Raw genomic sequence first — 25,906 nt, 5'->3', positions numbered from 1 at the left:
AAGCACGTTCGCGGCCAACCGCGAGCCCTTCGTGTAACCCGATTCTCGACAGGTAGAACCGCCATGACAGACAAGAAGGTCGAAGCCCAGCTCATCACCGGCGCCGACAGTGTGCGTATTTTCGATGGTTTGAACCGTGGCATGTCACGCCGTGACGCCCTGCGCATGCTGGGGGTGGCAGGGATCATGGCCAGCAGCGTCGGTGGCTTGCTGGGAGGCGCCGGTTCGGTGTTCGCCGCCGAAGCCGATGCCGGCCCCGCCACCGTGGGCAAGAAGGGCGGAAAAATTCGCGTGGCCGGCATGTCGTCGTCTACCGCCGACACCCTGGACCCGGCCAAGGGCGCACTGTCCACCGACTACGCCCGCCAGTACATGTTCTACAACGGCCTGACCCGTTTCGACTCGCACCTGGTGCCACAGCTTGAACTCGCCGAGAAAATCGACCACACCGATGCCAGCCTGTGGGTCATCACCCTGCGCAACGGCATCACCTTCCATAACGGCAAGTCGCTGACCGCCGAGGACGTGGTGTTTTCCCTGACCCGGCACAAGGATCCGGCCACCGGCTCCAAGGTCATGCCGCTGATGGAGCAGTTCGCCGAGATCAAGGCGACCGGCCCGCTGGAAGTACAGATCAAGCTGAGCGCGCCCAACGCCGAGCTGCCATCGATTTTGGCCGTGTCGCACCTGTTGATCGTGCCAGCCGGTACTACCGACTTCAACCTGGGCATCGGCACCGGGCCGTTCACCGTCAAGGAGTTCCGCCCAGGCGTGCGCTCGGTGGCGGCGCGCAACCCCAACTACTGGAAACCGGGCCTGCCGTACCTGGACGAGATCGAGTTCATCGCCATCTCCGATGAGCCGTCACGGGTCAATGCGCTGCTGTCCGGCGACGTGCACATGATCAACGAGGTCAACCCGCGCTCCACCGCCCGCATCGCCGCCAGTGCCGGGCACGCGGTGGTGGACGCGCCGTCGGGCAACTACACCGACATGATCCTGCGGCAGGACCAGATGCCCACCCAGAATGCCGATTTCAGCCAGGCCATGAAGTACCTGCTGGACCGTGAGCAGGTGAAGTCGGCGGTGTTCCGCGGTTATGCGGTAGTGGGCAACGACCACCCGATCGCGCCCGGTTCGCGCTACTACAATGCCGACCTGCCGCAGACGCCGTACGACCCGGACAAAGCGCGCTTCCTGTTGAAGAAAGCCGGCATGGCCAGCGTCAAGATGCCATTGGTGGCCTCGCCGGCCGCCACCGGTTCGGTGGACATGGCGGTGCTGTTGCAGCAGTCGGCCAAGCAGGCCGGCCTGGACCTGACCGTGAACCGCTTGCCGTCGGATGGCTACTGGTCCAACCATTGGATGAAGCACCCCATCAGTTTCGGCAACATCAACCCACGGCCCAACGCTGACATCATCTTCTCGCAGTTCTTCCAGTCCACGGCGCCCTGGAACGAGTCGGGCTGGAAGAACGAGCAGTTCGACCAGTTGCTGATGACCGCCCGCGGCGAGACCGACGATGCCAAGCGCAGCCAGATGTACAAGGACATGCAGACCCTGGTGCACGACCACTGCGGCATCGGCATTCCGGTGTTCATCAGCAACATCGATGGGGTGGACGCGCGCATCAAGGGCTACGGCAGCAACCCGCTGGGCGGTTTCATGGGTTACATGTTCGCCGAGCAGGTGTGGCTGGACGCCTGACCTCAGCCTTCGTAGCCGCTGCCGAAGGCCGCGGCTACGGGAACGCGTTGAACCGGGTAAACACACAGGTGCAGGAGACGTACCATGCACAACACTCTGTACTGGCTGATCGCGCGGCGCCTGGGCCTGGTGGCCCTGACGCTGCTGATCGTGTCGATGGTGGTGTTCGCCATCACCGCGATACTGCCCGGCGACGCCGCGCAACAGGCCCTGGGCCAGTTCGCGACCCCCGAGCAGGTGGCAGCGCTGCGCACCCAGTTGGGCCTGGACCAGCCTGGCATCGTCCGTTACCTGCACTGGCTGGGCGGCCTGGTCACCGGCCACCTGGGCGACTCGGTGTCCAACGCCATGCCGGTCAGCGAACTGATGGCGGGGCGCCTGCCCAGCACACTGATGCTGGCGGCCGTGACCGCGCTGGTGTCGGTGCCCGTGGCGCTGACCCTGGGCATCGTCTCGGCCATGCGCCGCGGCGGCCGCCTGGACAGCGTGCTGAGCTTCTGTACCCTGACCCTGGTAGCGGTACCGGAATTCCTGGTGGCGACCCTGGCGGTACTGATCTTCGCGGTGAAGCTGCGCTGGCTTTCGGCGCTGTCGTTCGCCACCGAGGTGCACACGCCGCTGGCGTTTCTGCGCGCCTATGCCTTGCCAGTGGTGACCCTGTGCTGCGTGATCGTCGCGCAGATGGCGCGCATGACCCGCGCCGCGGTCATCGACCAGCTCGACAGCCCCTATGTGGAAATGGCCCGCCTCAAGGGTGCAAGCCCGGTGCGCATCGTGCTGCGCCATGCCTTGCCCAACGCCATCGGCCCCATCGTCAACGCCGTGGCCCTGAGCCTGTCCTACTTGCTGGGTGGCGTGGTCATCGTCGAGACCATCTTCAACTATCCCGGCATCGCCAGCCTGATGGTGGACGCCGTGACCAACCGCGACATGGCCCTGGTCCAGGCCTGCACCATGCTGTTCTGCGCCGCTTACCTGGCGCTGGTGCTGGTGGCTGACGTGGCGGCAATCCTTTCCAACCCGAGGCTGAGACAGCAATGAACAACGTCATTGGCAAGTCTGCCCGTTTCAAACCGTTCCCTCGGGTGCGCACGCCGCTGTTGGGCCTGGTCGGCGCGGGGTTCTGTGCCTTCTGGCTGCTGGTGGCGCTGTTCGGCGGCTGGCTGGCGCCCCACGGCGTGGGTGACGTGATCTCCAGCAACGTGTTCGATGACATAGGCCGGGCGTTCCCCCTGGGTACTGACTACCTGGGCCGCGACATGCTCAGCCGGGTGTTGATCGGCGCGCGTTTCACCGTCGGCCTGGCCCTGGTGGCGGCGGTACTCGCCAGCACCGTGGGCACCTCCTTGGCCTTGCTCTCGGTGGTATCGTCACGCTGGTTGGACGGCTGCGTCAGCCGCCTGATGGATGCGTTGATTTCCATCCCCAGCAAGATGCTGGCGCTGGTGGTGGTGTCGGCGTTCGGGGCCTCGGTGCCTTTGCTGATTGCCACGGCGGTGCTCAGCTATGCACCGGGTTGCTACCGCATTGCCCGCAGCCTGGCCACCAACATCGAAGCGCTGGAGTACGTGCAAGTGGCCCGTACCCGCGGCGAGCCGCGCTGGTACATCGCTTGCGTGGAAATATTGCCGAACATGCTCAACCCGGTGCTCACCGACCTGGGCCTGCGGTTCGGTTTCATTGTGCTGCTGCTCAGTGGCATGAGTTTTCTGGGCCTGGGCGTGCAGCCGCCGGACGCCGACCTGGGTTCGCTGGTGCGGGAAAACATCGGCGGCCTTAGCCAGGGGGCGCCGGCACTGGTGATCCCGGCGTTGGCCATCGGCTCCATGACCGTGGGCATCAACCTGCTGATCGACAGCATTTCCAGCCGTCGCCAGCATAGCCAGGGAGGGCGCTGAATGAGCCATCTCATCCAAGTCAAGGACCTGCGGGTCAATGCCTGCGGCGACAGCGGCGAAACCGAGATCGTCAAGGGTGTGAGTTTCAACCTGGAACGCGGGGAAGTACTGGCGCTGATCGGCGAGTCGGGTTCGGGCAAGACCACCATTGCCCTGTCGTTGCTGGGCTATGCGCGCCGTGGCTGCCGCATCGCCGGCGGTGAAGTGCGGCTGGGCGATCAAGACGTGTTGACCCTGAGCGAGGGCGAACTGCAAAGCCTGCGCGGCAACCGGGTGAGCTACGTGGCGCAGAGCGCCGCAGCGGCGTTCAACCCGGCTCACCGCTTGATCGATCAGGTGCTCGAAGGCGCGCTCATCCACGGTGTGGGCGGCAGCCGCGAGCAATTGCGCACAAAGGCCATCGAGTTGTTCCGCGACCTCGCCCTGCCGGACCCCGAGCACATCGGCGAGCGTTACCCGCACCAGGTCTCGGGCGGGCAGTTGCAGCGCGTCATGGCCGCCATGGCGCTGATCAGCGACCCCCTGCTGGTGGTGCTCGACGAGCCAACCACGGCGCTGGATGTCACCACCCAGATCGAGGTGTTGCGGGCCTTCAAGCGCGTGGTGCGCGAGCGTGGCGCCACGGCGGTGTACGTCAGCCATGACCTGGCGGTGGTGGCACAGATGGCCGACCAGATCATCGTGCTCAAGGGCGGGCAGATTCTGGAAGACAACGGCACCGCCGCGCTGCTCAAGTCGCCGAACCATGAATACACCCGCCGTTTGCTGGAGGCCGCGCGCCCGGCGGCGAAGATTCGCGTCGACGATGCGGCCCGGGGCGATACGCCGTTGCTGAGCCTGCGCGGCCTGACCGCCGGCTATGGCCCTCGCGACCTGCACGGGCTGCCGCGCATCCGCGTGCTGGAAGACATCGACCTGACCCTGCACCGGGGGCAGGCCATCGGCATCATCGGCGAGTCAGGCTCGGGCAAGTCTACCCTGGCGCGGGTGGTGGCCGGCTTGCTGCAACCGGCGCGTGGCGAGGTCATGTTCGACGGCCAGCCCTTGTCCAGTGACCTGCAGGGGCGTTCGCCAGACCAGTTCCGGCGCATACAGATGGTGTTCCAGAACGCCGACACCGCACTCAACCCCATGCACAGCATCGCCACTATTCTTGGCCGCCCCTTGCGGGCGTGCCACGGCCTGAAAGGCGCCGCCCAGCGCCAGCGCATCGATGAACTGCTGGACCTGGTGAAGCTGCCGCGCAGCCTGGCTGAACGGCACCCTGGCGCCCTGTCGGGCGGGCAGAAACAGCGGGTCAACCTGGCCAGGGCCTTGGCCGCCAAGCCGGACCTGATTCTGTGCGACGAGGTGACCTCGGCCCTGGACACGGTGGTGGGGGCGGCGATTCTGGAGCTGCTGGCCGAACTGCGCCGCGAGCTGGGGGTGTCGTACCTCTTCATCAGCCACGACATTTCCACCGTGCGCGCCCTGTGTGACGACGTGGCGGTGATGTACAGCGGCCACATCGTTGAAAGCGGCAGCCGCCAGGCGCTGGGGCAGGCACCGTTCCATCCTTACACCAACCTGTTGATCAACTCTGTGCCGGCCCTGCGCCAGGGCTGGCTGGAAAGCACGGCGGTGGCGTGCAAGCTGCCACCCATCAGCGCGCCCACCGTCAACCAGCGCGAGTTGTGCACGTTCCTCAACCGTTGCCCGCTGCGGGTGGAAGGCTTGTGCAACTACACCGCGCCCAATCGCCGGGTGATCGCCGGTGGCAGCGAGATTCTCTGCCACCTGGACAGCCCGCAACTGGCCGCTGGCCAACCAACCCTTGTCTTGCCCGCTCAGGGAGCCTACGCATGAGTGCCCGTTTTGTCCGCTTGGCCGAGCAGCAACGCCCGGCTGTTCACTTGCTGGTCGACGGCCAGCCGGTTCAGGCGCTGGAAGGCGACACGCTGATGGTGGCGCTGCTGACCAGTGGCGACAGCCTGCGCGGCTCTGAATTCGACAACGGCCGGCGCGCCGGTTTCTGCCTGATGGGCGCCTGCCAGGACTGCTGGGTATGGACCCGCGACGGCGAGCGCCTGCGCGCGTGCGGTGAAGACGTGCGCGACGGCCTGGATATTCTTACCTCACAACCGGAGGCGGCATGGCCACTGCGCGGGTAACCATTGTTGGCGCCGGGCCCGCGGGCATCCGCTGCGCCGAAACCCTGTTGGCGGCCGGTATTCGCCCGACCCTGGTGGACGAGGGGCGTCGCGCGGGCGGGCAGATCTACCGCCGCCAGCCCGAGGGCTTCACCCGGGACTACCGTCAACTGTACGGCAGCGAGGCCGGCAAGGCCCAGGCCCTGCACGAACGTTTCGACCAGGTGCGCGGGCAGCTGGATTACCGCCCCGATACCCTGGTGTGGAATCTGGCAGACCAGCAACTGTGCTGTGTCAGCCAGGGCCGCCATACGGCGCTCGAATACGACGCGCTGGTGCTATGCACCGGTGCCACCGACCGGCTGTTGCCGGTACAGGGCTGGGAGTTGGCGGGTACCTACAGCCTGGGCGGCGCACAGATCGCGCTGAAGGCCCAGGCGGTCTCCATCGGTGCCAGCGTGGTGTTCATGGGCACGGGGCCGCTGCTGTACCTGGTGGCCAGCCAGTACGTGAAGGCCGGTGCCAAGGTGGCTGCCGTTCTGGACACCTCGCCGCTGTATTCGCGGCTGCGCGCCGCGCCAAAATTGCTGGCCCGCCCGGGCGTGCTGGCCACCGGCGTCGGTTTGCTGGCCGGGTTGTACCAGGCGGGTGTGGCCGTGCACCTAGGTGTCACGCCGTTGCATATTGATGGCGACGAACGCACGGGTGTGCAGGGCGTGACCGTGCGCACGGGCAAAGGCGCGACCGTGCGGGTAGGCTGCGACGCCGTCGCCCTGGGCTACCACCTGCGCCCGGAAACTCAACTGGCGGACTTGGCCGGTTGCGCCTTCGCGTTCGACGAGGCATCCGGCCAGTGGCTGGTGCAGACCGATCAAGACGGCCGCACCTCATTGGCCAGCGTCTACGCCGCTGGCGATGGTGCACGTATTCGTGGCGCGGACGCGGCAGAGGCGGCGGGGCGCTTGGCGGCCCTGGCGTTGTTGAACGACCTGGGTTTGCCGGTGGCATCGGGCGCGGCCGAGGCCCAGCGGCGGGTCCTGGCCCGGATGGAGCGCTTCCGCCTGGGCCTCACCGAGGCGTTTCCATGGCCGGCGGCGCAGGTTCAGCACGTGCCGGACGAAGCCATCGTCTGCCGCTGCGAGATGATCAGCGCCGGCGAACTGCGCGGCGTGGTCCGCGAAAAGGGCGCCTGCGAGGTCAACCGCGCCAAGGCGTTCAGCCGGGTGGGCATGGGCCGGTGCCAGGGCCGTTACTGCTCCCAGGCCGGAGCCGAGATCATCGCGGCCGCGGCCGGGGTGCCCGTCAAGGAAGTGGGGCGCCAACGTGGCCAGGCCCCGGTCAAGCCACTGACCCTGAAGCTGCAGGAGGTACAGGCATGAACGTGCAACAGGCCGATGTAGTCATCGTGGGCGGCGGCTTCATGGGCGCGGCCGCCGCGTTTTTCCTGCGCCAGCATGGACGCTCGGTGATTGTGCTGGAACGTGACCAGATCGGTCAGTACGCCAGCGGCGTCAACTTCGGCAATGTCCGCCGCCAGGGCCGTTACCTGTGCCAGCTGGAGCTGTCCAACCGGTCGTATCACCTGTGGAAGCGCCTGCCGGAATTGATCGGCGAAGACTTGGAGTTTCTGCCCAGCGGGCACATGCGGGTGTGTTATGACGCGGCGCACATCGCCGATCTGGAAGCCTACGCTCAGGCGCCGGAAGCCCGCGAACTGGACTTGCAGATTTTCAGTGGCAAGGCCTTGCATGAGCGCTTCCCGTTTCTGGGGCCGGAAGTTCAGGGCGGTTCCTACGCGCCCCACGACGGTCACGCCAACCCGCGCCTGGCGGCCCCGGCGTTTGCCCGCGCCGCTGTCCGCGCGGGGGCCACGGTGCATGAGCGCACCGAGGTGCGCGAGGTGCAAAAGGTAGGCGGTGACTTCCACATCGAGACCAGCGACGGGCGCCGCTTCAGTGCGCCCAACCTGCTGGTGACCGCCGGCGCCTGGGGCGACAGGCTGTCGGCGCAGTTCGGTGAACCGGTACCGCTGGACACCAACGGCCCGCAGATGGCTGTGACGGAGCCGGTGCCTTACGCCTTGAAAACAGTGATTGGCGTATACACCAAGGTTCCGGAAGAAGTGATCTACTTCCGCCAGATCGCCCGTGGCAACATCGTCATTGGCGGCGGTTACCGCAGCAAGCCGGACATGCTCAACCGCCGCGCCCACGTCGAGCCGCGCAGCATCCTCAACCAGATCAGCCAGATGCGCCGGCTGGTGCCGGGCATTGCGCCGTTGAACATCATTCGGGTGTGGAGCGGTATCGAGAGCTACACGCCGGACTCATTGCCGATCATGGGCCCCAGCGGCCAGGTCGACGGCCTGTACTACGCCTTTGGTTTCTGCGGCGCCGGCTTCCAACTGGGCCCCGGCGTGGGTGCGGTCATGGCCGAACTGATCGCCACCGGCAGCACCCGCACGCGTATTCACGATTTCCACATCAACCGATTTGCACCTGCCCCCTCTGTGAACGCGCTCAAGAAGCCAGCCAGAACACACTGATGCATTGACATTCAACCGCCGACCCTGTGGGACCGGGCGAAGCTCGGGAAAGGCACACCGCGTACGCTCAGCCAGTGCGCAGCGCCTCATTCCCGACCTTCGCCCGGTCCCACAGAGCGCATAATGACCTCATCCTGAGTGGCCACTCATGAACCCACGCACACTCGACATTCTCAAACAACTGATCAGCTTTGACACCACGTCGTCCGAGTCCAACCTGGCGCTGATCCACTGCGTGCAGCAACGACTCGAGGCCAAGGGTATCGAAACCCGCCTGGTGCATGACGATGCCGGTACCAAGGCCAACCTGTTCGCCAGTGTCGGCCCCAGGGACGTGCCCGGCGTGCTGCTGTCCGGTCACACCGATGTGGTGCCCGTGGCCGGCCAGGCCTGGACCAGGCCGCCGTTCCAGGCCACCGTCAGTGACGGCAAGCTATACGGCCGTGGCGCCTGCGACATGAAGGGTTTCATCGCCGTGGCCATCGATACGCTGCTGACGGCCGCTGACCAGCCGCTCAGCCGGCCGCTGCAATTGGCCCTGTCCTATGATGAGGAAATCGGCTGCGTGGGCGTGCGCCGTCTGCTGGATGTGTTGCACCTGGCGCCCCAGCGGCCGTTCCTGTGCATCGTCGGCGAGCCCACCCAGATGCACTTCGCCCTTGGCCACAAGGGCAAGGCCTCGTACCGTGTGCAGTGCCACGGCCAGGAAGCGCATTCGTCCCTGGCACCACTGGCGGCCAACGCCATTCACCTGGCCAGCGACTTCATCACCCGGCTGCGCGCCACCCAACAACGCCTGCAAGCGCAGGGTGCCCATGATGATGCTTACGATATCGCCTACAGCACCGTGCACGTCGGGCGTATCGATGGCGGCAAGGCGCTGAACATCGTGCCCAACCTGTGCACCCTGGAATTCGAGATTCGCCACCTGCCGGCCGATGATCCCGAGGTGATGCTGGCGGACCTGGCCGAGCAGGCCGAGGCCATTGCCCGCGAGGCGAAGAAGGTCAGTGGCGTGGCCGACATCCACATCGAAACCCTCAACGCGTACCCGGGCCTGGAAACCTCGCCGACGGTAGAGGCGGTGCGCTGGCTGAAGGCATTCGCCCCGGCCGAAACGGCCCAGGTCAAAGTCGCCTTTGGTACCGAGGGCGGGCTGTTCGCCCAACGCCTGAACGTGCCGGTGGTGGTCTGCGGGCCGGGTTCCATCGAGCAGGCGCACAAGCCCGACGAGTACGTGGAACTGGCACAACTGGAGGCCTGCGAACACCTGCTGCACACTCTGTTGCAGGGCGTGCGCGGCTGAGCAGGCAGCTCATGCTGCCTGGCCGCCGATTTCAGCATTCGGCACTGTTGCCGGGGCGTATTCGGCATCGCCCCGGCGACGCATGTTTTTAGACTGGTCCTACCACGACTCACAGGATCAGCCCCATGTTGCGCAACCGCTTGAAAGACCCCACCCTGCTGGCCGAACGGGCCTATATCAACGGGCAATGGCTGGCTGCCGATGACGGCGCCACCCTGGAGGTGCTCGACCCGGCCACCGGCCAGTGCATCGCCCACGTACCGGCCCTGCAGGGTGCCGAAACCCGCCGCGCCATCGAGGCCGCCGAAGCGGCGTTGCCGGCGTGGCGTGAACGCCCGGCGGCGCAGCGTGCCTTGCTGCTGGAGGCCTGGTACCAGGCGATTCTGGACAACCTGGACGACCTGGCACTGATCATGACCCTGGAGCAAGGCAAGCCCCTGGCCGAGGCCCAGGGCGAGATCCGCTACGCCGCCAGCTTCGTCAAATGGTTCGCCGAGGAAGCCCGACGCCAGTACGGCGAGACCATTCCTTCGCCCAGTGGCGACCGTCGTCTGTTGACGCTCAAGCAGCCGGTGGGTGTCTGCGCCGCCATCACCCCCTGGAATTTCCCCTCCGCCATGATCACCCGCAAGTGCGCGCCTGCGTTGGCGGCGGGGTGCACCATCGTGGTCAAACCTTCGGACTTGACACCGTTGTCGGCCCTGGCCCTGGCGGTGCTGGCCGAGCGGGTGGGCATTGCGGCCGGGGTGTTCAACGTGGTGACCGGCATGCCCCAGGGCATCGGCGGCGAGCTGACCGGCAACCCTGCCGTGCGCAAGATATCCTTTACCGGCTCCACCGCCGTTGGCCGGCTGCTGATGCGCCAGAGCGCCGAACACATCAAGCGCCTGAGCCTGGAGCTGGGCGGCAACGCGCCGTTCATTGTGTTTGATGATGCCGACATCGAGCAGGCAGTGGCGGGGCTGATGCAGAGCAAGTTCCGCAACGCCGGGCAGACGTGCGTGTGCGCCAACCGCATCCTGGTGCAAACGGGGATTTACGCGCGCTTTGCCGCGCGGTTGCTGCAGGAAGTGGCGACGCTGAAGGTCGGCAACGGCCTGGAGGCGGGCGTCACCCTGGGGCCGTTGATCAACCAGGCCGCCGTGGAAAAAGTCGCGCGCCATGTGGATGACGCCCTGGGGCAGGGCGCGCGGCTGCTGTGCGGCGGTGTGCCAGAGGCGGCCAGCCCCTTCGTCGAGCCCGTGGTGCTGGCGGATGTCACGGCTGACATGCTGTGCACCCGCGAGGAAACCTTCGGCCCGCTGGTGCCCTTGATTCGCTTCGACACCGAAGCCCAGGCGGTCGCCATCGCCAACGACACCCCCTACGGGCTGGCGGCCTATTACTTCACCCAGAACCTGCAGCGTTCATGGCGGGTAGGGGAGGCGTTGGAGTTTGGCATGGTGGGGCTCAATACCGGGGCCATCTCCATGGAAGTCGCACCGTTTGGTGGTGTTAAGCAATCCGGGCTGGGCCGTGAAGGTTCGCGCTACGGGCTGGACGAATACCTGGAAATCAAGGCGTTTCACATCGGCGGGCTGTAATCGCGGCAGGCCCGGTCCCTCCCTTGGGGACCGGGCGGGGGTCAGTAGCCGTCGGCGCGGTCGATCTGGCCGTTCAGAGGTTCGCCGCGCTGGTGGCGGCGGATGTTGTCCAGCAGCACGGCAAAGGCGCTGTCCGGTTGTGTCATGGCAGCGATGTGCGGTGTCAGCATAATGCCGGGGTGCTGCCAGAAAGGGTGGTCGGCCGGGGCCGGCTCAACCCCCAGCACGTCCAGCACCGCGCCGCTCAACTGGCCGCTGGCCAAGGCCGTCAGCAGGTCGGCTTCGTTCAGGTGTGCCCCACGGCCCATGTTGATCAGGGCAGCGCCCCTGGGCAGTTGCTCGAACAAGGAAAGGTCGAGGATGCCGCGGGTCTGCTCGGTCAACGGCAGCAGGCAGATCAGGATGTCGCACTGGCCGAGAAAGGCAGGCAACTGCGCAGGACCGGCGAAACACTCGACCCCTGTCAGCTGATGCGCGCTGCGCGCCCAGCCCGATAGCGCAAAACCCAGCCCCTGCAGACACTTGACGATGGCCTTGCCCTGCTGCCCCATCCCCATCACTCCGACGCGACGCTGGCTGGCGGGCACCAGCGCCCGCGCTTCCCATGCCCCGGCCTGCTGCTGGGCACGGTAGCGCAGCATGTCGCGGTGCAGGCTCAGCACCGCCCAGGTAGCGTATTCGCACATGCCCTGGGTGATGCCTGGGTCGAGCATGCGCGCCACCGGCAAGTGCGGGGGCAGTGCGGACAGGTTCAACTGGTCGACCCCGGCGGATATCGCCAGCAAGGCCTTGAGGTTGGGCAGCAGGGTGGCCAGGTCATCGGGTGCCTGCCACGCGGCCAGGTATTCGATCTCCGCAGGGTTGCCGATGTCGGGCCACTGGCGGAACTCGATGTCGGGGGCGTGGGCGGCGAACAGCTGTCGCCAGCGCTCGCCTCGCTGGGGGTCGGCTTTGTAGAGCAGGGCCATGGGGGAGTCCTTGTCGGGGGAGTCAGGCTGTTGAAGCGTTCGTTCAATAAAGCCCTCATCCCATTGTGCCCCATCCCCGCCAAGCGATTCTGCCGTTTGCGCCCCGCAAAACAGTCGATGTGCCCTTGCTGGCCGGCAACTTCGGCCACGTCGCCTCCGCGCAACCCGTACTCTGGAATGCATCGAAACCCACCGCGGGCATGGCCACAGGAAGCTTTCATGAACAGCAAACTCAATGACACCCCTCGACTGCTGCAACAGCGTGAACAATCAGTGCCCCGCGGCGTGCTCACCGCCCACCCGCTGGTGATCGACCGCGCCCAGGGCTCACAGTTGTGGGACGTGGACGGCAAGCGCTACCTGGATTTTGTCGGCGGCATCGGCGTGCTCAATATCGGGCACAACCACCCCAAAATGGTCGAAGCGGTGCAGGCGCAGTTGACGAAAATCTCCCATGCCTGTTTTCAGGTGGTCGCCTACCCCCCCTATATTGAGCTGGCGCAGCGTTTGAGCACGCTGGTCGGCGGTGACGTACCGCACAAGGCGGCGTTGTTCACTTCGGGTGCCGAGGCGGTGGAAAACGCCATCAAAATCGCCCGTGGCCACACCAACCGTCCCGGTGTCATCGCCTTTCGCGGTGGCTTCCACGGGCGCACGCTGCTGGGCTGCAGCCTGACTGGCATGAGTCAGCCGTACAAACAGAACTTCGGCCCGTTCGCGCCGGAGATCTTCCATACCCCGTACCCCAACCCCTACCGTGGCATCAGCAGCGCTGATGCACTGGCGGCCTTGCAAGACGTGTTCGCCACCCAGATCGCGGCGGACCGTGTGGCGGCCATCATCGTCGAGCCGGTGCAGGGCGATGGCGGCTTCCTCACCGCGCCGCCGGAGTTTTTGCAGGCACTGCGCGCATTGACCGAGCAACACGGCATTGTGCTGATCCTCGATGAAATCCAGGCCGGATTTGGCCGCACCGGCCGCTGGTTCGGCTTCCAGCACGCTGGCATCCAGCCGGACCTGGTCACCGTCGCCAAGAGCCTGGCCGGCGGCCTGCCGCTGTCCGCCGTGGTCGGGCGCAGTGAGATCATGGACGCGCCCACGCCCGGCGGCCTGGGCGGCACCTATGGTGGCAATGCCCTGGCCTGCGCCGCGGCGCTGGCGGTGATCGACGCCTTTGAGCACGAGCATTTGCTGGCCCGGGGCGAACAGTTGGGCGTGCGCTTGCGCGCGGGGCTGCAGGTGCTGCAGCAGAGCTACCCGCGCATCGGCGACGTGCGCGGGCAAGGCTTCATGCTGGCCATGGAAATGGTCAGCGGCGATGCCGATGCCAGCCCCGACGCGGCCCTGGCCCAGCAGGTCATCGACGCCGCCCGCGAAGGCGGACTGCTGGTGATCAAGTGCGGGGTGCACCGCAATGTCGTGCGTTTCCTCGCCCCCCTGACCACCACCGACGTCGAGCTCGACGAAGCCCTGGTTATCCTCGACCGCGCGTTGGCACGGGTCTTGATTGCCTGAACCTCACGACAGGCCCGGGCTTCATCGCCTGGGCCGCCGTTGTCCATCATGGAGATGAAGTTGGCATGCGCCTGACTGATTATCGTGTGTTGCTGCTCGACTGTGACGGCGTGCTGATCGACCGTGACAGTGGCGTCTGGACGGCGCTGCAGGGCTTGCTCGTCGGCACGGGGGTGGTGGCGCAAAAGGGCCCGGTACTGGACCGCTTCGAACAGGTGCTGCATGGCCTGTACCCGCGGTTCGAGGAGCTGGGCTTTACCGGGCTGTTGTGTTTTGCCCATCGCCAGTTGGCCGAAGCGTTGCAGGTGCGGGCCAGTTGGGAGGAGAGTCTGAGTTTCGCCCGTACCCCCGTGACCTGGCCGCTGTTCGAAGACGCGCCCGGAGCATTGCTGTATCTGCGCAAGTTCTACCGGCTGGCGATACTGTGTGATCGCGATGCCCAGGACCGCGAAGCGCTGTGCGAGCGCCTGGGGATCCACACCGAGGAGTTGGTGGCGCCCGCCCAAGGCCAGGCCTGGCTGGACCAGCAGCACGTACCGTTCGAGCAGGCGCTATGGGTGCGTGCCAGCCTGCCTGAGCCTGCGGTGCAGGGCGCCGTGTGCCTGTTGCGACGGGGCCGGCGGCAAGCAGGCCAGTGCCCGGTAGACGAGTGCATCAACAGCCTCGCCGACCTGGTGGCTCAACATCAGCTATGGTTACGCCGTTGAATTGATTGAAAAACCTCAGGGACATTGGCATTCGAGGGCAACTGAATGGAAGGCATGGTCAAACTGGACCGCATCGACATCAATATCCTGGTCGAGCTGCAAAAAGATGGCCGCATGACCAACGTCAGCCTCGCCGACGCCGTTGGCCTCTCGGCCAGCCCCTGCCTGCAGCGGGTCAAGCGCCTGGAAGCGGCGGGCTATATCTCCAGCTACAAGGCCCACATCAACCTGGCGAAGATCACCGAGTCGGTGACGATCTTCACCGAGGTGACTCTCAGCGATCACAAGCGCGAGGACTTCGCCAAGTTCGAGGCCAACATTCGCCAGGTCGACGAGGTGCTCGAATGCCACCTCATCAGCGGCGGGTACGACTACCTGGTGCGGTTCATGACGCGCAGCATCCAGCACTATCAGGAGGTGATCGAAAGCATCATCGACAAGAACATCGGCATCGCCAAATACTTCAGCTACATCGTCATCAAGTCACCGGTGATGAAAGAGGTGGTCCCCCTGCGCAAGCTGATCCGGCACTAGTGCGCGGAAAACCGCCGCCATTCAGCACAACATCCCACGCAACCCCGGAGAACGGCACGCTGCGCCTGACCGCGTCTGGTAGCGTATCAGCCATGGATTTTCCTTTTTTCGGGGGCACGTGAATGACCGACCAGACCACCCATGTTTTCAGCATCGACCCGGCCCTCACGCGCCGGTTCTATATCAATGGCGATTGGTGCCTGCCGGTGCGCGAGGCGGGCAGCCTGCCCGTGGTCAACCCCGCGACCGAGCAGGTAGTGGCCAACGTCGCCAAAGGCACCGCGCTGGATGTCGACCAGGCCGTGGTGGCTGCCCGCGCTGCGTTTACCCACTGGAGTGTTTCGCCGGTGGCCAGCCGGGTGCGGATACTCACGCGCTTGCATGAGCTGATGCTGGAGCGCAACGAGCAGTTCGCCCAGGCCTTGTCCCTCGAGATGGGCGCTGCCATCGGCTTTGCCCGCACCTTGCAGGTGCCCCTGGCCGCGGAGCACATTCGGGTCGTCCGTGATCTGTTGCCCGAGTATCCCTTCCAGCAGGTTGAGAACGGTACTGCCATCGTCCGTGAAGCCATTGGCGTATGCGCGCTGATCACCCCATGGAACTGGCCGCTCTACCAGATCACCGCCAAGGCCGCCGCGGCCATCGCCGCAGGTTGCACCGTGGTACTCAAACCCAGCGAACTGTCGCCGTTGAGCGCGCTGCTGTTCGCCCAACTGGTGCACGACGCCGGTGTGCCTGCCGGGGTATTCAACCTGGTCAACGGCAGCGGCGCCGAGGTGGGCGAAGCCATGGCCAGCCATCCTGACATCGACATGATCTCCATCACCGGCTCCAACCGCGCCGGCGCCCTGGTAGCCCAGGCCGCGGCACCGACGGTGAAGCGCGTGACCCAGGAACTGGGTGGCAAATCCCCCAACGTGCTCCTGCCCGATGCCGACTTCGCCAGGGTGGTACCGCTGGGCGTGATGACGGCATTCCGTAACGTGGGCCAGTCCTGCAGCGCGCCGACCCGCATGCTGGTGCCACGTGCGCGCCTGGCCGAGGTCGAAGCCCTGGCGGCGGCCACCGCCGAGTCGATCCTGGTGGGTGACCCGGCCTCGCCTGACACCGTGCTTGGCCCCATCGCCAACCAGGCCCAATTCAACCGCGTGCAGGCGATGATCGCTTCAGGCATCGAGGTGGGCGCCAGGCTGATCTGCGGCGGTACGGGACGTGTAGCGGGCCTGGAAGTCGGTTATTACGCCCGGCCGACCATTTTCTCCGACGTCGAACCGGGCATGGCCATTGCTCAGGAAGAAATCTTCGGCCCGGTGCTGTGCATCCTCCCGTATGACACCCTGGACGACGCCGTGGCTATCGCCAACAACACGGTCTATGGCCTCAGCGCCCACGTGCAAGGCACGGACCTGAACCAGGTGCGCGCGGTGGCCTCGCGTATCCGCGCCGGCCAGGTGTTGCTCAATCATCCGGCCTGGAACCCGCACGCGCCGTTCGGCGGCTACAAGCGCTCGGGCAATGGCCGGGAGTTTGGCGTGCATGGGTTCGAGGAGTACCTGGAAACCAAGGCCATCATCGGCTACGAGCCCACGTGACCCCGTCAAGCAGCTTCGCCGCGTCCCAGGCTGACACAGCCTGTGGGCGCATAGCTTGCTGGCGAAGGTGACAGCACGAAACATCAGGTACGGCGCGGCGATTGGAACGGGAAATGTATTCCAGCGAAGGCCAGGCTAGGCGAAAACAGGCGAGGAAGCGGAGTGTACGTGTTGTAAATGAGCAGAGCCTAGAGGGCGACCAGCACTGCGTCCCGCCCCACACGGTAACGCTGCAGGTCCTGCGCCAGCACCAACCGCCCGCTGTAGTGTGTTTCAGCCTCCACCCGCACGTCATCGATGCACGGGCTGCGCTTCGGGTCGCCCTGGTAGCGCGCACTGAAATTTGTCAGCACCAGGTTCGGCACGCCCGCGGCCTCGGCGAACCGGGCCACCGCCGCAGCGGTGCTGTGCCCATGGCTGGTCTGCGCACGCTCCAGGACCGGTTGGGTAAAGGTGGCCTCATGCACCAGCACGTCGGCCCCTGGCGCCACCTGCGCGAGCAACTCGGGCCGGTCGTTGTCACCACAGACGATGATGCGCCGCCCCGGCCGGGAAGGGCGCAGGTAGCTGCTGGCGGCGATTGCCCGGCCCTCATGTTCCACATCACGGCCATGGGCCAGTTCGCCCCATAGCGGCCCGCGGGGTATGCCATCGGCCAGCAGACGCTCGCTGTCCAGGCGCGGGTCAGGGTTGACCTCGGTGAACACATAACCCCAACTGGGCACCCGATGGGACAGCGCTACGGTGTTCACCGCCATGCTGGCGTTGGTCCACTGGTCCAGGCTTTCCAGCGCATGCAGGCGCAGGTCGAAAGGCAGGTGGGTGTCACTCACGGCCAGGCTCTGGCGCACCCAGGCGTGCAGCGCCTGGGGCAACACCATTTCCAGCGGTTCGCTGCGCCCGGACATGCCAGCGCTGGCCAGCAACCCTGGCAGGCCGAAACAGTGGTCGCCGTGCACATGGGTGATGAAGATGGCGCGAAGGTCGCGCACCGACAGCGGCGAGTGCAGCAGTTGATGCTGCGTGCCTTCGCCGCAGTCGACCAGGTACCAGGCTTTGCCGGAGGCTTCGATGACCGCGGTGGCGCTGACGTTGCGGGCCTTGGTGGGCACCCCGGACGAGGTGCCCAGAAACAGCAGGTCCATGGCGGGCCCCTTGTTGGAAAAAGCTCAGTGTACCGGGTTGCGCAAGTGTTGCATCGACGCCAGCAGCCATTGGCACGGCGGTGGCCCTGTAGCAGCGGACCTGGCCGCGTCGGCGGTACACGCGGTAAAGCGGGTACCGCGCCGCGCCCGTGACGCGGCCAGGTCCGCTGCTACGACGTTGCTCGGGCTTTGTTGAGGGCCTTGAGGCGCAGCGTGGCGCGTTGCACGGCGGCCATTTTTTCCGGGCGTTTCATGCGTTTCCACTGGCGAATGTCCTGCCGGCTGCGCCCGCAGCTCACGCACAGGTCGCCACTGAGCTGGCACACGGCGATGCACGGGTTTTCGATTTCCTTGGCCATGACTCAGGCCGCCCGGAATTCGACGGTCAGGTGGCTGACCTCGTGAACCGGCTTGAGACGCTCGCGGATGCGCTCGGCATCCAGGCTGCCCTGGCCCAGCACACTGACGATGGCGGCATGGGCTTCCGGCCCCACACGCCACACATGCAGGTCGGTGATGGTGGCGTCGCCCGGGGTTTCCACCAACTGGCGAATTTCCGCGGCCACGTGCTCGTCGGTGCGGTCGAGCAAGACGCCGGCGGTGGTGCCGATCAGGGTCCAGGACCAGCGCGCGATCACCAGCGCGCCCACCAGGCCCATGGCCGGGTCCAGCCACACCCAGCCCAGGTAGCGACCCGCCAGCAGGGCGGCGATGGCCAGCACCGAGGTGAGAGCGTCGGCCAGTACGTGCACGTAGGCGGACTTCAGGTTGTTGTCATGGCCATGGGGATGGTCATGGTCATGGTCATGGTGACCGTGGCCATGGCCGTGCCCCAACAGCAGGGCGCTGACGATGTTCACCGCCAGGCCGACTATCGCGATCAACGTGGCGGTGCCGAAGGCCACCTGGGTGGGGTTGACCAGGCGCATGAACGACTCCACGCCGATGCCCAGCGACACCAGCCCCAGAATCAGCGCCGAGGCGAAACCGCCCAGGTCGCCGACCTTGCCGGTACCGAAGCTGTAGCGGGCGCTGTTGGCGTGGCGCCTGGCATAGGCATAGGCTGCCGCGGCGATGCCCAGGGCGCCCGCATGGGTGGCCATGTGAAAGCCGTCGGCGAGCAGGGCCATGGAACCGGTGATGTAGCCTGCGGCGATTTCACCGACCATCATCACCACGGTCAGGGCCACTACCCACAGGGTGCGGCGGGCATTTTCATCATGGGTGGAGCCGAGGAATACGTGGCTATGGGCATGGGGCGCGTTCATTTCGAATACCGCCGAATGGCTTCCAGCAGTTCTTCCACGCCCTGGCTGCGCTCGGCATCGCTGAGCGCCGGGTTGGCCACGTGCTCGCGAGCGTGGTCTTCGATGATCTCGTCCATCAGCCCGTTGATGGCGCCGCGGGTGGCGGCCACCAGGTGCAGGGTCTTGGCGCAGTCGTGGTCCGACTCCAGGGCCCGTTCTACTGCCTGGATCTGCCCGGCGATGCGCTTGACCCGCTTGAGCAGGTCGTCTTTGTTCGAAGCTATGTGGCCCATGGGATACCCCCCTTACCTATATGCGGCATAGGATAGGCATACCCGGTACCCCTATGCAAGGCTATTTAGCGCCGGCCGCTTCGGGTGCTCACGTCCACCCACACCGCCAGCACCAGGATGCTGCCCTTGACGATCATCTGCCAGTAGCTGTCCACGTCCAGCATCGACATGCCGTTGTCCAGGCTGGTGATCACCAGGGCGCCCAGCAAGGCGCCGTACACGGTGCCGGAGCCGCCGCGCATTGAAGTGCCGCCGATAAAGCATGCGGCGATGGCATCCAGCTCGCCCATGTTGCCCGCCGACGGCGAACCTGCCGCCAGGCGCGCGGTGTTGACCAACCCGGCCAGGGCGCACATCACGCCCATGATGCCGAAAATCCACAACTTGACGGCCTGCACGTTGATGCCCGACAACCGCGTGGCCTCCATGTTGCTGCCCACCGAGTAGATGCGCCGGCCAAACACGGTCTGGCTGGTGACGTAGCTGAACACCCCCAGCAACACCAGCAACAGCAGCACCGGCACTGGAATGCCGTCGTAGCTGTTGAGGGTGTAGACGAAGCCGGCCAGGACCGCGCCAATCAGCACCACACGCAGCACGTCACGTAACAGGGGCCGCGCCGCCAGGCCATGGAGGGCGCGGTTGCGCCGTTGCTTCCAGGTCAGCACCAGGGTCAGGGCGAACAGCACCGCGCCCAGTATCATCCCGACCGCCGGCGGCAGGTAACCCTGGCCCACGTACACCAGTTGCGGCGACACCGGGGCGATGGTGGTGCCGCCGGTGACGCCCAGCAGCACCCCGCGAAACGCCAGCATGCCGCCCAGCCCGACGATGAACGAAGGAATGCGCAGGTAGGCGGTCATGGCGCCGTTGGCCAGGCCGATCACCAGGCCCAACACCGCCACCAGCCCCAGGTTAACCAGCAGTGGCAAGTGGTAAACCACGTCGAGGATCGCGGCCACGCCCCCCAGCAACCCCAGCAGCGAGCCCACCGACAAGTCGATCTCGCCGCTGATGATCACCAGCACCATGCCGCAGGCCAGGATGCCGGTGATGGACATCTGCCGCAGCAGGTTGGACAGGTTGCGCGGGGTGACGAAGCCGCCCTCGGTCTGCCAACTGAAGAACAGCCAGATGATCGCCACGGCGATCACCAGCGCGAGCATTTTGTAGCGGCTGAACAGTTGCTTGACCTGGTTCATCTACACGGGCTTCCGATCAGTAGGGTCAGTGTGCACGGGTTGGCTCAGGGCGGCCGCCAGCACGGTTTCCTGGCTCAGGCCCTGGTTGATGAAGTCGCCGCGCAGCTGGCCTTCGCCAATCACCAGCACGCGGTCGGATACCCCCAGCACTTCGGCCAGTTCCGAGGACACCATGATGATCGCCACGCCCTGGGCTGCCAGGGCGCTCATCAGTTTGTAGATTTCGTACTTGGCGCCCACATCCACGCCGCGGGTGGGTTCATCGAGAATCAGCACCCGGGGCTGGGTCAGCAGCATCTTGGCCAGCACGGCTTTCTGCTGGTTGCCACCGGACAGGCTGGTAATGGGCAGGAAGGGGCTGGCGGTCTTGAGGTGCAGGCGGGCGATTTCTTGGTCGATGCTGCCCAGTTCGGCCTCGGCGTCGATGCGGGTCATTTTCGAATAGCTGTCCAGCACCGCCAGGGTGATGTTCTGGCCCACGCCCAGGTCGGGGATGATGCCTTGGCGCTTGCGGTCTTCGGGCACCATGCACAGACCATTGCGAATGGCCTTGAGCGGGGTGCTGGTGTCGATGCGCTGTCCTGCTAGCCACACCTCGCCCTGGTACCGCCCGGGGTAGGCGCCGAACAGCGCCGATACCAGCTCTGTGCGCCCGGCGCCCACCAGCCCGGCGATGCCCAGGATCTCGCCGCGACGCAGGCTGAACGACACATCGTCGACGCGCTTGCGCTTGGGGTTGTCGACGTCCAGGCAGGTGAAGTGCCGGGCCTCGAAGATCACCTCGCCAATGTCGTGCGGGCTGTTAGGGTAAAGGCTGCTCAGTTCGCGCCCGACCATCTGGGTGATGATGCGCGGGATGTCCAGGTCGGCCATGGCGGTGGTCGCCACGTGCTTGCCGTCGCGGATCACGGCGATGGTGTCGCACACCGCTGCCACCTCGTCGAGCTTGTGGGAGATGTACACGCACGCCACGCCCTTGGCCTTCAGGTCGCGAATGATGTCCAGCAACACCTCGATTTCCGAGCGGGTCAGGGCCGAGGAGGGCTCGTCCAGAATCAGCAGGCGGGCCTTCTTGTTCAGCGCCTTGGCGATTTCCACCAGTTGCTGATAGCCGCCGCCGTATTGCGACACCGGCAGCGACACGTTCATGTCCGGCACCTTGAGCTCGCGCATCAGGGCCTCGGCGCGGTGGATCATGGCCGGGTAGTTCATGCGCCCGCCGAACAGGGTCAGCTCGTGGCCCATGAAGATGTTCTCGGCCACCGACAGGTCGGGCACCAGGGTCAGTTCCTGGTGGATGATGACAATGCCCGCGGCTTCGGTTTCGCTGATGGAGTGCGCCCGCAGGGGCTGGCCTTGCCAGAGAATCTCGCCCTCCCAGCTGCCCCAGGGGTACACCGCTGACAGCACCTTCATCAGCGTTGACTTGCCAGCGCCATTCTCGCCGCACAAGCCCACGCATTCCCCGGGTCTGACCTTGATGTCGATGCCGTTCAGGGCATGCACGCCGCCAAAGGTCTTGACGATGCCTTTCATTTCCAGCAGGTATTCGGACATGGTTTTCAGCTCGGCACAAAGGCGCCCCAACACCGCCTGTGGGACCGGGCGAAGCTCGGGAAGCGCACGCCGCGCAGGGTCAGGCACAACGCGGCGCCGGCTTCCCGAGCTTCGCCCGGTCCCACAGAGGCTGGAGCAGCTCGAGAGGGTGGGTGAGCAACGGTTACTGCCCTGCGATTTGCGCCTTGGTGTAGAAGCCGTCTTTCTCCAGCAGGTCGATGTTGTCCTTGGTCAGCGGGGTAGGGGTGAGCAGGATGGTGTCGACCTTCTTGCTGCCATTGTCGTACTGCGAGCTGTAGGCCGGCTTTTCGTTGCGCGCCAGTTGCACCGACAGTTTGGCCGCCTCGGAAGCGATCAGCTTCAACGGCTTGTACACGGTCATGGTCTGGGTGCCGTCGAGCACGCGCTTTACCGCCGCCAGGTCAGCGTCCTGGCCGGATATCGGCACCTTGCCCGCCAGTTTCTGCGCGGCCAGCGCCTGGATAGCGCCGCCCGCGGTGGCGTCGTTGGAGGCGACGATGCCGTCGATCTTGTTGTTGTTCCGGGTCAGGGCGTTTTCGACGATGCTCAGCGCCTCGGTGGGGTTCCATTCCTTGACCCACTGCTGGCCCACGATCTTGATATCGCCCTTGTCGATGGCCGGTTGCAGCACTTTCATCTGGCCTTCGCGCAGCACCTTGGCGTTGTTGTCGGTAGGGGCGCCGCCGAGCAGGAAGTAATTGCCTTTCGGCGCGGCCTTGAGCACACCGCTCGCCTGCATTTCGCCGACTTTCTCGTTGTCGAAGGAAATGTACGCGTCGATGTCGGCATTGAGGATCAGTCGGTCATAAGAGACCACCTTGATGCCCGCCTTCTTTGCCTCGGCAACGGTGTTGGTCAGCACGGTGGCGTTGAACGGCACGATCACGATCACGTCCACGCCGCGGGAGATGAGATTCTCGATCTGGGAAATCTGCTTCTGCTCGTTGGCGTCGGCCGACTGCACGTAGACCTTGGCGTCCATTTTCTCCGCCGCCGCGACGAAGTAATCGCGGTCCCGGGCCCAGCGCTCCAGGCGCAGGTCATCGATGGAAAAGCCGATCTTGGGGTGGGCCGCGTCGGCCATCACCGGCAGCGACAGCAGGGCGAGGGCACCGGCCAGGAGTGTGCGTTTGAATGATTTCATGGTGAGCGTCCGTTTTTTATTGTTGGAGACACGAGTGACGATGAAACTGTAGATGCTGGCGGCCGATGACGAGCACAGTTTTGTAGCGCGTTTGTCACCGGCCGGCTTGCCTCAGGGGTAGATAAAGCGGTTGACCACGCCTTCGAGCATCTCCTGGCGGCCGCTGACCGCCCGAGGGTGGAGGTCCTGGGCCACGGCATGTTCGGCCAGGGTCTGCAGGGTGAATTCGCCGGCCAGCACTTTCTGCCCCAGGGGCTGCTGCCAACCGGCGTAGCGCTGTTCCTTGAACTGTTGCAACCGGTCGTTCTCGACCATGGCGGCGGCGCGCTTGAGGGCCAGGGCCAGCACGTCCATGGCCGCCACATGGCCGTGGAACAGGTCCACCTCATCCACGCTCTGGCGCCGTACCTTGGCGTCGAAGTTGAAACCGCCGCTGCGGAATCCTCCGGCCTTGATGATCTCGTAGGTGGCCAGGGTCATTTCCTCGACGCTGTTGGGAAACTGGTCGGTGTCCCAGCCGTTCTGCGGGTCGCCGCGGTTGGCGTCGATGCTGCCAAAGATGCCCAGGGACAGGGCGGTGGCGATCTCGTGGTGAAAACTGTGGCCCGCCAGGGTGGCGTGGTTGGCTTCGATGTTGACCTTGATTTCCGCTTCCAGGCCGAACTGCTGCAGGAAGCCGAACACCGTGGCGCTGTCGTAGTCGTACTGGTGCTTGGTGGGCTCCTGGGGCTTGGGCTCGATCAGCAGGTCACCCTTGAAGCCGATGGCGTGCTTGTGTTCCACCACCATGCGCATGAAGCGCCCCAGTTGCTCGCGCTCGCGCTTGAGGTCGGTGTTGAGCAGGGTCTCGTAGCCCTCACGGCCGCCCCACAGCACATAGTTGGCACCCTTGAGGCGCAGTGTGGCGTTCAGGGCGTTGTACACCTGGGTCGCGGCATAGGCGAATACCTCGGGGTCCGGGTTGCTGGCGGCCCCGGCGGCGTAGCGCGGGTTGCTGAAGCAATTGGCGGTGCCCCACAGCAACTGGATGCCGGTGTCCTGCTGGTGGCGTTCCAGGTGGTCGACCATGTGCGCGAAATTGTGCTGGTATTCCTTCAGCGAGCTGCCTTCCGGGGCCACGTCGGTGTCGTGGAAGCTGTAATAGTCGATGCCCAGTTTGGAGAAGAACTCGAACGCCGCCTCGGCCTTGCCGATGGCCAGTTCCAGGGGGTTGCCCGTGCCGTGCCACGGACGCTGGAAGGTGCCCACGCCGAACATGTCGGCGCCCGGCCACACGAAAGTGTGCCAATAACAGGCGGCCATGCGCAGGTGCTCGCGCATCGGTTTGCCCAGCACCTGTTGGTCGGCTTCATAGTGACGGAACGCCAGGGGCGACTCACTGGCGGGGCCCTCGTAGCGGATCTTGTCCACAGCAGGGAAGTACGGCATGGCGGCGTCCTTATTGTTCTTGGCGGTGTGCTGATACTAGCGAGACGGCCGAGGCCGGCCGTCATGAAAATCACCAAAGTGGTGTGCGATTTTGCGCAGCGGCTACGCTTGCCAGGGTGCAAACCAGCCCATGGTCAGGACAACGACAATGAAAAGCCTACCCCCTGCCCACCGCATCGCCCTGTTGTTCAACGGCAGCAAGGTCTACGACCGAGGTGTCATCGCCGGTATCGGCAACTACCTGAGCAGCACGCGCGTGGCGTGGGACCTGTTTCTGGAGGAGGATTTCCTGTGCCGGCTCAAGGGCATCGAGCGCTGGCAAGGCGACGGCATCATTGCCGACTTCGATGACCCACTGATCGGCGAGGCCCTGGCGGGGATCTCGATGCCGGTGGTGGCGGTGGGCGGCTCCTATGAAGACCCACGCGCCTACCCCCGGCACATCCCCTACGTGGCCACCGACAACGCCGCTCTGGTGAAAATGGCCTATGACCACCTGATCGAAGCCGGCCTGAACCGTTTTGCCTGCTTCAGCCTGCCACCCGCCCAAGCCAACCGCTGGGCCCAGGAGCGGGAAAAGGCTTTTCTGCACCTGATGCGCCGCGACGGCCTGCAGGGCGAGGTCTACCGGGGCTTGGGCACCAGCGCACCGCTGTGGGACAGCGCGGTCGAGCAGCAGATCGCCTGGCTGCACAGCCTGCCCAAACCCATCGGCATTATTGCCGTCACCGACGCCCGCGCCCGGCAACTGCTGCAGGCCTGCCTGACCGCCGGTATCGCCGTGCCGGATCAGGTGGCCTTGATCGGCATCGACAACGACCCGCTCACCCGCACCCTCACGAGGGTGCCGCTCAGTTCGGTGATCCAGGGCACCGAAGCCATGGGCCGCACTGCTGCGCACCTGCTGCACCAGATGCTGCATGGCAAACCCGGCGCCGGTGTGCAGATCCTGATACCGCCCGACGCCGTCAACGTGCAAGCCTCCAGCCTGCATCAGCCCATGGGCGACCCCTACGTGATGCAGGCGCTGCACTTCATTCGCCAGTATGCATGCCAGGGCATCAAGACCGCCCAGGTGGCAGCGTACGTGGGGGTTTCCCGGTCATCATTGGAATCGCACTTCCGCAAGGCCCGGGGCTGCACCGTGCATGACGAGATCCTGCGCTTCAAGCTGGGCGCCGCGGCCAGCCAACTGGCACCGGGTGGCGTGGCGATCGCGGAAGTGGCGGGGCGCTGCGGGTTCAAATCGGCGCAGTACCTGCACACGGTGTTCCGGCGCGAATTCGGCTGCACCCCGGGTGAATATCAACGCGCCAGGTCGTAGCAGCGGACCTGGCCGCGTCACAAACGCCACGCCCCATCAGGCCCACCGCCAACACAGCCTG

At 65.5% G+C, this 25,906-nt stretch carries 23 protein-coding genes; 14 read left to right on the top strand and 9 right to left on the bottom strand.

The features are described from left to right. Positions 1–63: 63 nt before the first annotated feature. The 9 genes from HWQ56_RS16985 (at position 64) to HWQ56_RS16945 (ending at position 11,168) form a co-directional block, all read left to right on the top strand. Positions 64–1,707 (top strand): ABC transporter substrate-binding protein, encoded by a 1,644-nt coding sequence (locus tag HWQ56_RS16985; RefSeq protein WP_158153292.1) that lies wholly within the window; start codon positions 64–66, stop codon positions 1,705–1,707. 84 nt (positions 1,708–1,791) lie between these two features. After that, complete coding sequence (locus HWQ56_RS16980) at positions 1,792–2,748, top strand: ABC transporter permease (RefSeq protein ID WP_158153291.1); 957 nt, start codon at positions 1,792–1,794, stop codon at positions 2,746–2,748. Beyond that, the gene (locus HWQ56_RS16975) at positions 2,745–3,605 is read left to right on the top strand and encodes an ABC transporter permease (RefSeq protein WP_176571244.1); all 861 of its coding nucleotides are present in this window, start codon (positions 2,745–2,747) and stop codon (positions 3,603–3,605) included. Before HWQ56_RS16980 ends, HWQ56_RS16975 begins: the two co-directional genes overlap by 4 nt. Continuing rightward, complete coding sequence (locus HWQ56_RS16970; RefSeq protein ID WP_176571243.1) at positions 3,606–5,450, top strand: ABC transporter ATP-binding protein; 1,845 nt, start codon at positions 3,606–3,608, stop codon at positions 5,448–5,450. Then, on the top strand, positions 5,447–5,755 hold the full coding sequence (locus tag HWQ56_RS16965) for a (2Fe-2S)-binding protein (RefSeq protein WP_176571242.1): 309 nt from the start codon (positions 5,447–5,449) through the stop codon (positions 5,753–5,755). Before HWQ56_RS16970 ends, HWQ56_RS16965 begins: the two co-directional genes overlap by 4 nt. Beyond that, complete coding sequence (locus HWQ56_RS16960) at positions 5,737–7,113, top strand: FAD/NAD(P)-dependent oxidoreductase (RefSeq protein ID WP_176571241.1); 1,377 nt, start codon at positions 5,737–5,739, stop codon at positions 7,111–7,113. The genes HWQ56_RS16965 and HWQ56_RS16960 overlap by 19 nt, the downstream gene beginning before the upstream one ends. Next, positions 7,110–8,279 carry an NAD(P)/FAD-dependent oxidoreductase gene (locus tag HWQ56_RS16955; protein ID WP_158153286.1) on the top strand — a complete coding sequence of 390 codons (1,170 nt, stop codon included), beginning with the start codon at positions 7,110–7,112 and terminating at the stop codon, positions 8,277–8,279. Before HWQ56_RS16960 ends, HWQ56_RS16955 begins: the two co-directional genes overlap by 4 nt. A 148-nt stretch (positions 8,280–8,427) precedes the next feature. After that, positions 8,428–9,585, top strand: coding sequence for an acetylornithine deacetylase (gene argE / locus HWQ56_RS16950; protein WP_158153285.1), 1,158 nt, complete (start codon positions 8,428–8,430; stop codon positions 9,583–9,585). Positions 9,586–9,710: 125 nt separating this feature from the next. Beyond that, on the top strand, positions 9,711–11,168 hold the full coding sequence (locus HWQ56_RS16945; RefSeq protein WP_158153284.1) for an NAD-dependent succinate-semialdehyde dehydrogenase: 1,458 nt from the start codon (positions 9,711–9,713) through the stop codon (positions 11,166–11,168). A gap of 41 nt (positions 11,169–11,209) precedes the next feature. Here HWQ56_RS16945 and HWQ56_RS16940 read toward each other — a convergent pair whose 3' ends face one another. Then, positions 11,210–12,136, bottom strand: a complete 927-nt coding sequence (locus HWQ56_RS16940; RefSeq protein ID WP_158153283.1) for a 2-hydroxyacid dehydrogenase — start codon at positions 12,134–12,136, stop codon at positions 11,210–11,212. Between the two features lie 219 nt (positions 12,137–12,355). Between HWQ56_RS16940 and gabT the strand changes: the two genes are divergently transcribed. The 4 genes from gabT (at position 12,356) to HWQ56_RS16920 (ending at position 16,484) form a co-directional block, all read left to right on the top strand. Then, complete coding sequence (gabT, locus tag HWQ56_RS16935; RefSeq protein WP_176571240.1) at positions 12,356–13,651, top strand: 4-aminobutyrate--2-oxoglutarate transaminase; 1,296 nt, start codon at positions 12,356–12,358, stop codon at positions 13,649–13,651. A 65-nt stretch (positions 13,652–13,716) separates the two neighbouring features. Then, entirely contained in the window at positions 13,717–14,358 is a 642-nt protein-coding gene (locus HWQ56_RS16930; RefSeq protein WP_176571239.1) for an HAD family hydrolase, read from the top strand. Positions 14,359–14,403: 45 nt separating this feature from the next. Next, positions 14,404–14,892 carry an Lrp/AsnC family transcriptional regulator gene (locus tag HWQ56_RS16925; protein WP_158153280.1) on the top strand — a complete coding sequence of 163 codons (489 nt, stop codon included), beginning with the start codon at positions 14,404–14,406 and terminating at the stop codon, positions 14,890–14,892. 122 nt (positions 14,893–15,014) lie between these two features. Beyond that, entirely contained in the window at positions 15,015–16,484 is a 1,470-nt protein-coding gene (locus HWQ56_RS16920) for an aldehyde dehydrogenase family protein (RefSeq protein ID WP_158153279.1), read from the top strand. Between the two features lie 188 nt (positions 16,485–16,672). Here HWQ56_RS16920 and HWQ56_RS16915 read toward each other — a convergent pair whose 3' ends face one another. From HWQ56_RS16915 to xylA, 8 genes are all read right to left on the bottom strand, one after another. After that, the gene (locus HWQ56_RS16915; protein ID WP_176571238.1) at positions 16,673–17,629 is read right to left on the bottom strand and encodes an MBL fold metallo-hydrolase; all 957 of its coding nucleotides are present in this window, start codon (positions 17,627–17,629) and stop codon (positions 16,673–16,675) included. Positions 17,630–17,799: 170 nt separating this feature from the next. Continuing rightward, on the bottom strand, positions 17,800–17,988 hold the full coding sequence (locus HWQ56_RS16910) for a DUF1289 domain-containing protein (protein ID WP_176571237.1): 189 nt from the start codon (positions 17,986–17,988) through the stop codon (positions 17,800–17,802). 3 nt (positions 17,989–17,991) lie between these two features. Then, complete coding sequence (gene dmeF, locus HWQ56_RS16905; protein WP_176571236.1) at positions 17,992–18,897, bottom strand: CDF family Co(II)/Ni(II) efflux transporter DmeF; 906 nt, start codon at positions 18,895–18,897, stop codon at positions 17,992–17,994. After that, positions 18,894–19,169: a metal/formaldehyde-sensitive transcriptional repressor gene (locus tag HWQ56_RS16900; RefSeq protein WP_158153275.1), complete on the bottom strand. Its 276-nt coding sequence runs from the start codon at positions 19,167–19,169 to the stop codon at positions 18,894–18,896. The genes dmeF and HWQ56_RS16900 overlap by 4 nt, the downstream gene beginning before the upstream one ends. 65 nt (positions 19,170–19,234) lie before the next feature. After that, positions 19,235–20,371, bottom strand: coding sequence for a sugar ABC transporter permease (locus HWQ56_RS16895; RefSeq protein WP_158153274.1), 1,137 nt, complete (start codon positions 20,369–20,371; stop codon positions 19,235–19,237). Next, the gene (xylG, locus tag HWQ56_RS16890) at positions 20,372–21,928 is read right to left on the bottom strand and encodes a D-xylose ABC transporter ATP-binding protein (RefSeq protein ID WP_158153273.1); all 1,557 of its coding nucleotides are present in this window, start codon (positions 21,926–21,928) and stop codon (positions 20,372–20,374) included. It lies immediately after the preceding gene. Positions 21,929–22,091: 163 nt separating this feature from the next. Then, a complete protein-coding gene (xylF, locus tag HWQ56_RS16885) occupies positions 22,092–23,093 on the bottom strand; it encodes a D-xylose ABC transporter substrate-binding protein (RefSeq protein ID WP_176571235.1) in 1,002 nt (333 codons plus the stop codon). A 111-nt stretch (positions 23,094–23,204) separates the two neighbouring features. Continuing rightward, on the bottom strand, positions 23,205–24,521 hold the full coding sequence (gene xylA / locus HWQ56_RS16880) for a xylose isomerase (protein ID WP_176571234.1): 1,317 nt from the start codon (positions 24,519–24,521) through the stop codon (positions 23,205–23,207). 148 nt (positions 24,522–24,669) lie between these two features. Here xylA and HWQ56_RS16875 point away from each other — a divergent pair, with 148 nt between their 5' ends. Then, positions 24,670–25,845: a XylR family transcriptional regulator gene (locus tag HWQ56_RS16875; RefSeq protein WP_158153270.1), complete on the top strand. Its 1,176-nt coding sequence runs from the start codon at positions 24,670–24,672 to the stop codon at positions 25,843–25,845. Positions 25,846–25,906 lie beyond the last annotated feature (61 nt).

Source organism: Pseudomonas eucalypticola, from assembly GCF_013374995.1.
Taxonomy (GTDB): Bacteria; Pseudomonadota; Gammaproteobacteria; order Pseudomonadales; family Pseudomonadaceae; genus Aquipseudomonas; species Aquipseudomonas eucalypticola.
Note: the sequence above shows the minus strand (reverse complement) of the source record. Positions and strands in the feature narration are given on the sequence as shown.